Annotated in this window: 8 protein-coding genes, 1 tRNA gene and 1 pseudogene; 7 read left to right on the forward strand and 3 right to left on the reverse strand. The window is 68.6% G+C overall.

Annotation, left to right across the window (positions count from 1 at the left end; all coding sequences use genetic code 11):
- Window positions 1–10 precede the first annotated feature (10 nt).
- From ACFYQA_RS30860 to ACFYQA_RS30880, 5 genes are all read left to right on the forward strand, one after another.
- Window positions 11–811 (forward strand): carbohydrate ABC transporter permease, encoded by an 801-nt coding sequence (locus ACFYQA_RS30860; protein ID WP_388924839.1) that lies wholly within the window; start codon window positions 11–13, stop codon window positions 809–811.
- Entirely contained in the window at window positions 808–1,797 is a 990-nt protein-coding gene (locus ACFYQA_RS30865; protein WP_388924809.1) for a zinc-dependent alcohol dehydrogenase family protein, read from the forward strand. The genes ACFYQA_RS30860 and ACFYQA_RS30865 overlap by 4 nt, the downstream gene beginning before the upstream one ends.
- 277 nt (window positions 1,798–2,074) lie before the next feature.
- A tRNA-Arg gene (locus ACFYQA_RS30870) sits at window positions 2,075–2,147 on the forward strand.
- A gap of 113 nt (window positions 2,148–2,260) precedes the next feature.
- Window positions 2,261–2,593 carry a hypothetical protein gene (locus tag ACFYQA_RS30875; protein WP_388924812.1) on the forward strand — a complete coding sequence of 111 codons (333 nt, stop codon included), beginning with the start codon at window positions 2,261–2,263 and terminating at the stop codon, window positions 2,591–2,593.
- Between the two features lie 190 nt (window positions 2,594–2,783).
- Complete coding sequence (locus tag ACFYQA_RS30880) at window positions 2,784–2,915, forward strand: hypothetical protein (RefSeq protein ID WP_388924815.1); 132 nt, start codon at window positions 2,784–2,786, stop codon at window positions 2,913–2,915.
- A 42-nt stretch (window positions 2,916–2,957) separates the two neighbouring features.
- Here the strand turns inward: ACFYQA_RS30880 and ACFYQA_RS30885 are convergent, their stop codons facing one another.
- The 3 genes from ACFYQA_RS30885 to ACFYQA_RS30895 all read right to left on the reverse strand — a co-directional run bounded on the left by ACFYQA_RS30885 (window position 2,958) and on the right by ACFYQA_RS30895 (window position 6,076).
- Entirely contained in the window at window positions 2,958–4,046 is a 1,089-nt protein-coding gene (locus tag ACFYQA_RS30885) for a PQQ-binding-like beta-propeller repeat protein (protein WP_388924818.1), read from the reverse strand.
- 492 nt (window positions 4,047–4,538) lie between these two features.
- Entirely contained in the window at window positions 4,539–5,777 is a 1,239-nt protein-coding gene (locus tag ACFYQA_RS30890) for a tyrosine-type recombinase/integrase (RefSeq protein ID WP_388924821.1), read from the reverse strand.
- Window positions 5,777–6,076, reverse strand: a complete 300-nt coding sequence (locus ACFYQA_RS30895; protein ID WP_388924824.1) for a helix-turn-helix domain-containing protein — start codon at window positions 6,074–6,076, stop codon at window positions 5,777–5,779. The genes ACFYQA_RS30890 and ACFYQA_RS30895 overlap by 1 nt, the downstream gene beginning before the upstream one ends.
- Window positions 6,077–6,479: 403 nt before the next feature.
- On the opposite strand from ACFYQA_RS30895, the gene ACFYQA_RS30900 reads away from it, so the two are divergent.
- Window positions 6,480–6,704, forward strand: a complete 225-nt coding sequence (locus ACFYQA_RS30900; protein ID WP_388924827.1) for a helix-turn-helix transcriptional regulator — start codon at window positions 6,480–6,482, stop codon at window positions 6,702–6,704.
- 739 nt (window positions 6,705–7,443) lie between these two features.
- Window positions 7,444–7,916 (forward strand): annotated as a pseudogene (locus ACFYQA_RS30905) (hypothetical protein); the annotation flags it as partial.

A 7,916-nucleotide genomic window follows, 5' to 3' on the forward strand; every position in this document is an offset into this window, starting at 1 on the left:
CTCGCCTCGGCTGACCCCGGTGTGGACCTTCGTCGCCTGGCTCGCCACGCTGGCCTTCTTCGCGCCGGTGGCCTGGATGGTGCTGACCAGCTTCCACCAGGAGGCCGACGCCGCCACCAACCCGCCCAGCCTGCTCGCGCCCTTCACCCTGGACCAGTACGAACTGCTACTGGGCCGCGACATCACGCCGTACCTGCTCAACTCGGCCATGGCGAGCGTCATTTCGACGCTGCTCGTGCTCGCCCTCTCGATCCCGGCGGCCTACGCGCTGTCCATCAAGCCGGTCGAGAAGTGGACCGACGTGATGTTCTTCTTCCTGTCGACGAAGTTCCTGCCCGTCATCGCGGCGCTGCTGCCGGTGTACCTGATCGTCAAGGACGCCGGGATGCTGGACAACGTCTGGACACTGATCGTCCTCTACACCGCGATGAACCTGCCGATCGCGGTGTGGATGATGCGCTCCTTCCTCGCCGAAGTGCCCAAGGAGATCCTGGAGGCCGCCGAGGTCGACGGCGCCGGGCTGCCCACGGTGCTGCTGCGCATCGTCGGCCCCGTCGCCATACCCGGGATCGCCGCCACCGCGCTGATCTGCTTCATCTTCAGCTGGAACGAGTTCCTGTTCGCCGTCAACCTCACCGCCACCAACGCCTCCACCGCCCCGGTGTTCCTCGTCGGGTTCATCACCAACGAGGGGCTCTTCCTCGCCCGTCTGTGCGCCGCCGCCACCCTGGTGTCCCTGCCCGTCCTCATCGCCGGCTGGGCCGCCCAGGACAAGCTGGTGCGCGGTCTTTCCCTAGGAGCAGTCAAGTGAAAGCCGCCCTCATCGAAGCCCCCGGCAAGGTCACCGTCACCACGGTCCCCGACCCCACCCCGGGACCGCGTGACGTCGTGGTGGACGTGGCCGCCTGCGGACTGTGCGGCACGGACCTGCACATCCTGCAGGGCGAGTTCGCGCCGAAGCTGCCCATCGTCCCCGGCCACGAGTTCGCCGGGGAGGTCGTCGACGTCGGCAGCGCGGTGACCGAACTCTCCGTCGGCGACCGGGTCGCCGTGGACCCCTCGCTGTACTGCAACGAATGCCGCTACTGCCGCCACGGCCGCAACAACCTCTGCGAACGGTGGGCCGCGATCGGCGTCACCGTCACCGGCGGCGCCGCGGAGTACGCCGTCGCCCCCGTCGCCAACTGCATCAAGCTGCCCGACCACGTCGAGACGGCGGACGCCGCCCTCATCGAGCCGCTGTCCTGCGCGGTCCGCGGATACGACGTGCTCAACGCCAAGGTGGGAGCGCACGTGCTCATCTACGGCAGCGGCACCATGGGCCTGATGATGCTGGAGCTCGCCAAGCGCACCGGCGCCGCCTCCGTGGACGTCATCGACGTCAACCCCGAGCGCCTCGCCACCGCCGAGAAGCTGGGCTGCTCGAGGGCGGCCGCCTCGGCGGAGGAGTTCCAGCGGCCGAACGGCTGGGAGGTCGTCATCGACGCGACCGGCAACGCGGCCGCCATCCAGGACGGCCTGGACCGGGTCGCCAAGGCCGGCACCTTCCTGCAGTTCGGCGTCGCCGACTACGCGACCCGCGTGACGATCGACCCGTACCGCATCTACAACCAGGAGATCACCATCACCGGCTCCATGGCCGTCCTGCACAGCTTCGAACGCGCCGCGGACCTCTTCGCCACCGGCGTACTCGACCCCCAGATCTTCGTCAGCCACCGCCTCCCCCTGGACGACTACCCCCAGGCCCTGGCCCAGTTCGCAGCGGGCCAGAGCCGAAAAATCCTCATCACACCCTGACGGAGGCGAGCGGCCCTGACGGAGGAGGGCGGGGGTCGGACAGACGCCCCCGCCCTCCCCCTCCCCGGGCACCACCACCCGGCTCCTCCCCTTATACCGACGACCCTCACCGGCACGTATCCGCTACGCTGTCCCTGGTCGGTCATTGGTACGCCGCGCCACGCAACCAAGCGGGACTGCGGAGCACGTCGCACCATGCCCGACCAGTGGGTTTGACCTCCTCACAGAAGATCCACCCCACGGATCCTCCCCGAGGCCCCGCCAAGCCCGCGCCTTCGCCTTCGTAGCTCAGGGGATAGAGCACCGCTCTCCTAAAGCGGGTGTCGCAGGTTCGAATCCTGCCGGGGGCACAGCAAAACGCCTGGTCAGAGGCCCTTCCGTCCGGCGGACGGGAGGGCCTCTGTGCTTGCAGCACACATATGGCACACATGCCGTGCGCGCGGATGGTGGGGAGCTGTGCAGGATGCCCGACAAGGATGAGCTGGCCCGGCGCCGGTACGAGAAGCTGGTCGACCGCCTCGAAACGCTGATGCGGGCCGCCCTCAAGCCCCAATACAAGGGGTACTGCGGGCAGCTCGTCCTGAGCAGCGGCGACCTGGCGGAGATGGGCGACCTCAAGGACGTCCGGCGTGCCGCCCGGGAGGCGGGCCACCGGCTCGGCTGGAAGCCGGCCACCAGGCTCGTCGGGGACCGGCTCTTCGTCCTCGATGAGCGCGAGGTCCCCGAGGAGATCAGGCAGCTCGCCGCGGACGCGGCAGCCGAGGCGATGGACCGGGCCCGGCGGGAGCGTCAGTGAGCCTGGTGGCCCTGCCCGAGCCCACCGCAGGGCCGGCCGAGACCGGCTGAGGCGCCCTGGAACACGCCTACGGGACGGCGAGGACACTCCCGCGTAGCTCGTCGCACCGCTGGACGACGACCAATGCACGAGATCTCAGGCCCTGGACCACCTGCACCACGTGGTGCACCAGCGGGACACTCTCTACCCCGTGACGTCCCCGGCCGCGCTCTACGTGACCGCCGTCCTCCTCGACCCGCACACCGCCCTGCCCACGGACTCAGCCACGTGGAACGGACAAGTAGGTGTGGCGGTCCAGGGCGCCGGGGTCGTCCGACCGTAGCCGTGGCTCACACTCGCGACACCCTGCGCACGCCACGCTGAGTCAGCTGTTGGTGGGATAGGCGACCAGGCCGGAGTCGCCCAGGGCGATGCCCACCGACTCGTTGACAAGCAACGGTGCGGTGCCGGGATTGGGCAGGTCCTTGCCTGTACGGGCATCGAGGGCGACCGGGCTGTTGTTGGCCGTGCCGTAGACACGGCCGTGCCAGGCCGTCGTGACCTCGGGGGCAATACGGTCGGCCTGCTCGTCGGGAAGCTGCCACAACTCCTTGCCGTTGGAGGCGTCCAAGCCTGACGCTCCGCTCGTACCATGGCAGACCAGAGTGCTCTGCCCGTCGTAGATACACTCCGCGCCATCCATGTCCGTAGGGACGGTCCGCTGGACCCGGCTGGTTCGAGGCTCCACGAGCCGGTCGTAGTTCTCCTCGCTGTCATAGTTAGCACCCTGCACACGGATCAACTGCGGGCCTGCAACGGAGGCTTCCACGTCGTAGCTGCGCTCTCCGGTCCAGAGCCGCTTGCCGGTGGCGATGTCGAACCCAGCGGGCCGCTGAACGGTGCCGAGACCGTCAGCAAAGACCGCCCCGACCGCAGCTCCGTCCGCGACCGCGTCCACGCGGACCTTGTCCGTGCTCCAGACCTGTCGCGGGTTGTTCAGATCGATGCCGTACGCCGCAGCGTGATACCCATCATCGGTCGATACCCGGATGACGGCGCTGTCCCCGTCCGCGCCGACGACAGTGGTACGCAGATCCAGCGAGGTCGTGTCCCACTGAGGCGGACGCAGGGTGAGCCGCCACATGACCTTGCCGGTGTCCGCATTCGTGCCGTTGACCTCGACCACCGTGTGGCTGGCCTGCGTACCGGTGCCGGCCTGTTCCACCACGAACGAGGTGAGCACGGTGGCCGTGCCCTGGATGGTGACGAGAAGCGGGGGCGTGGCCGGGTCGGTGTTGAATTCACCTGGATCCACCGGTGTGCCCTGCGGCTTGATGGTGGCGGCGACCTGACCGGTAGTGGTATCCATCGCCTGCATCTGCTTGGCCGAGGCGAGGAAAGCCGTCGTCTTGTACAGGGCCACCGGCAGAGCGGAATTCAGGTCGCCCTTTACGGTCAAACGCCCCTCGATCACCCTATCCGGCAGCGGAGTGGTATGACTGGTGGCGAAAGTCGACGGCGGATCATGAACCGGACGCGAGGCACGGGCCGGCTCGCTGGTCGCTGACGGTGACACTCCCCGCGCCTGTCCCCCGCTTGCACTGCTGCCGCAGCCTGTCGCTGCGCTCATGACAATGACCGCAGTGCAGGCCCACCATCTGATCGCGCGGGCAGATCGCTTAGTGACCACTTGGATCCCCGTTTCAACTCAGCTCTGCAGAACGGCAGTCTGTCACTCTAGAGGCTGCCACTGACGAAGCTGCGGCCGGTCACCTGGAGACATCCGGAAACCAACTGCGGGTTGTGAGGACAGTGTTGGAGCGCTCCTTGAGCGCAGCTCTGATGGACTCTCCTGGGCGCTGATCCGGCGCTCATCCGTCACACAGGGTGCGCAACCCACAGGATGTGTGCCCGACCCCGTTCTCGTGGACAGAGCCGCTGCGCCTCGGTACTGACCAGGCACACATCAGGCTGTGGCGTCCTCCAGGGCCGCCACCGCCTCGGCGGCCTTGCGGGCCTTCCTCTCCGCCTTCTCCCACTTCTCCTTCGCCTTGGCCAACTGCTTGGCGCGACGCTTGTGCATCTTCTTCGAGACCTCGTCGAGGCGGTCCGGGAAGAGATGGCCGTACGTGTCCAGCGTCAGCGTCGCCGACTTGTGGCCGAGCATGCTCTGGACGACGTTGACATCCGCGCCGCTGGCGATGGCGAGGGAGGCCGCCGTGTGACGCAGCTTGTGCGGCGTGAGCCCGAGGTGACCGAGGCCCGCCTTGGCGACGGCCCGGGCGAAGAACCGCTGCCGGAAGTTCCGGGCCCGCAGCGGTCCGCCCTGCGGAGCGGTGAACAGGAGCTCGTCCTCGCCCCGCCCCTCGACATGGGGCTTCAGTTCCTCGGCGAGGAACCGGGGGATCGGGACGGACCGGCGCTCGTGGTTCTTGGGCGAGTCGAGGTAGAGCTTGCCGTTGTCCTCGACGTACGCCTCGACGATGTGGGCACGGCAGGCGTCGAGGTCGACGCGTCCCACCTTCAGCGCGGACGCCTCGCCCCAGCGCAGCCCCGTGTAGGCCAGCAGCAGGATGAAGACCCGGTACGCCCCGGACGCGTCGGCGAGTGCTTCAGCCTGAAGGTCGTCGAGGTAGACGTGGTCAGCCGGTGCCGGCTTCGGCAGGGGGACGCCGGCGGCGGGGTTGAACGCCAGGCGACGGGACTTGACCGCGAAGCCGAGTACGCGGCTGAGGACGACGTACGCCTTGCGCACCGAGCGCGCGCTGAGCTTCCTCCCTCCCGCCGCCTCGCCCGATAGCATGTCCGCCAGCCATTCGGCGATGTCCTCGAAGCGGATGCGGTCCAGCGGTGTGGTGCCCCATCTGGGGATCACGTGGACGTCCAGAACGCCTCGGTAGCGGTTGCGCGTTGAGCGCTTGAGGTGGACCTGGGCGGCCAGCCAGGACTCCGCCACCTCGGCGAACTTCACCCGTGCGGCCGCCGGATCACGGTACGTGCCATCGGCGAGACGGGACTCCACCCTCGTCCGCTCGGCCTCGGCGTCGACCTTGCGGGCCAGGGTCTTCATCCTGAGCTTGCCGTCGGGGTCGTACCAGCGCACGCGATAGCGCCCGGGCGGAGTACGCCCCGCCTTCTTGGCCGCTCCCACGGCCCGCCCGTACGCGTTGTGGCCGACGCGGTCTTCTATCCAGACGCGCGCCATCAGACCCCTTCCCGGACGCCGTTGGGCATGGCGGTCGCAGGGTCGGCCTCCGAGGAGGACAGCGGCACAGTCAGGAGCGAGGTGCCAAAGGCGGCGGCGAGGGCGACCAGGTCGTCCACGTCGCGAAGGCGACGACCGCGTTCGGTCCGGCTCACGACGCTGTCGGTCACCGGGCGACTCAGGGCGGTGCAGCGCGCGGCGAGCTGCCGCTGGGTGAGGCGGAAGGTCAGGTGGGAGGCTTCGATATTGCGGACCGTGCCGATTTCGGCCGATCCGTTTTCCATGGGGTAAGCAGCCATGACAGATAGCCGTAACTCGGAATCGACAGCCGTGGCAAGAGTTGGTTCTAAAACTCTATAGAACTTGCAGGCGCATGGAACTTCGGCCGGATTGGATGGTTCGGCGTATCAATGATTGCGTGGTATCTTCCCGCGCCGCTACAGCGACGCCAGGTACTGAAGGCCATCCCAGCACGCTTCCGGCCTGCTGGTTCCCCGGCGAAGATTGCCGAGCACCCACAGAACCTGCCGGGGAGATACGGACGACCGAACGGCTTTTTGGTCGACCGACGATTCGCCCTTACGGTTATCTCTCTTCCTTCTTCGGGTCGACTAAAGAAGTCCCGAAGACGCGTATGGACAGAGCCCGAAAGGCGTGGGCTTCTTTCCCATGCCCGTCGCCTGCAATCGATATGGAGTGCCCTTGCCCAACGGATTCCCTCGCCCTGCCACGGCTGCCGAGCGCGGCCCGCTCGCCACGCCCGCCGAGATCGCCGCCTACCTCGGGGTGCCGGTGAAGACCCTTTACCAATGGAAGTACCGGGGCATCGGCCCGAAGGTGCACAAGGTCGGCCGGCACCTGCGCTACCGCTGGCACGAGGTCGACGTCTGGCTCGACCAGCAGACCGCGTACGACCTCACGGCATGACTCACGGGGGAACAGAGCGGCCCCCGGCGCGCCAACGCCGGGGGCCGGAGATTCCCCTGCGCATCGCCCATCCCTGAACGAGCGAGCCGGTGAGGGGCGGGACCCAGTCCGTCCTGCCCCTCACCAGAAAGGAACGTCTATGGAGGACGCTACGTCCTCTGACGCGGCGAGTGCGTCCGCCGGCGCGGAGGCCGGGCTCCAGGTCGTCTGGCCACCCGTGGCAGTCCCCGGGCAGGGGACAGTCCCGCGTAACGGAAACCGAGCCGAGTCACGGTCCCCACTCCAGGGGGCCGGGGACGGTCCCCGCGTCGAGTCCGAAGACAGTCCCCACAGCGGGGGCCGTCCCCTGGGACCGGAAACCGAGGACCGGTCCCCCCGTGCGGGGACCGGGGACCCACCGCACCATGGTGTTGCTCCGTGGCCGCCGGAGGGCGCGGTCCTGTCCCACGACCAGGCACGAGCCAGGGACCGAATATCCGCTGATGCGGAAGAGATGCAGGCCAGCGGCGTGGGGACCGGCCCGCAGGCTGGGGATCATGCCGGTCCGGGCGGACCGGTCCCGTCCCCGGAGCGGGACCAAGAGCCCGGTCCCGCTCCCCCGGTCCCCGCCGTGGGGACCGGTCCCCAGGGTGCGGGCATCGCACTGGAGGACCGTACGACAGGGGACCGTGGTCCCCAGCGGACCGTGGGGACTGGCGGTCCCGGGGGAACTGGGACCGGGCAGATACAGAGCGGGACCGTGGTCCCGGATGACGGTTCGGGGGCCAGGGACCGTGGAAGCGCCGCCGACGGGGCGGTGGACGGTGCCGGGCTGCTGGACGAGGTCCGGGCGACGATCGGCCGGTACGTGGTGCTGCCGAGCGAGGAGGCGCTGACCGCGGTCACCTTGCGGGTGGCGGCCTCCCACATCCAGCCCGCCCTCCAGCACGCGCCGCGTCTGGCGGTGGTCGGTCCGACGAAGGGGTGCGGCAAGTCCCGCGTCCTGGACGTGCTGCACGAGACGGTGCACCAGCCGATGATGACGGTGAACACCTCCCCCGCGGTGGTCTTCCGCGTCATCGGCAAGAACCCGCCGACGCTGCTGGTCGACGAGGCCGACACCATCTTCGGCCCCAAGGACTCCGTTGGGAAATCCGTGAATCGGTGTTGGCGGATGGCCTGGACTGTCAGGATCGGTATGTCGTCGATCAAGGGGGTCGGGTGTCGCTGGAG

The organism is Streptomyces sp. NPDC005774 (assembly GCF_042871645.1).
GTDB classification, from domain to species: Bacteria; Actinomycetota; Actinomycetes; order Streptomycetales; family Streptomycetaceae; genus Streptomyces; species Streptomyces pratens.

What these genes read in the sequence shown, in the direction of transcription:
- ACFYQA_RS30875 (WP_388924812.1), top strand. Translation starts at nt 2,261, where the DNA reads ATGCCCGACAAGGATGAGCTGGCCCGGCGCCGGTACGAGAAGCTGGTC.
- ACFYQA_RS30895 (WP_388924824.1), bottom strand. Translation starts at nt 6,076, where the DNA reads ATGGCTGCTTACCCCATGGAAAACGGATCGGCCGAAATCGGCACGGTC.
- ACFYQA_RS30890 (WP_388924821.1), bottom strand. Translation starts at nt 5,777, where the DNA reads ATGGCGCGCGTCTGGATAGAAGACCGCGTCGGCCACAACGCGTACGGG.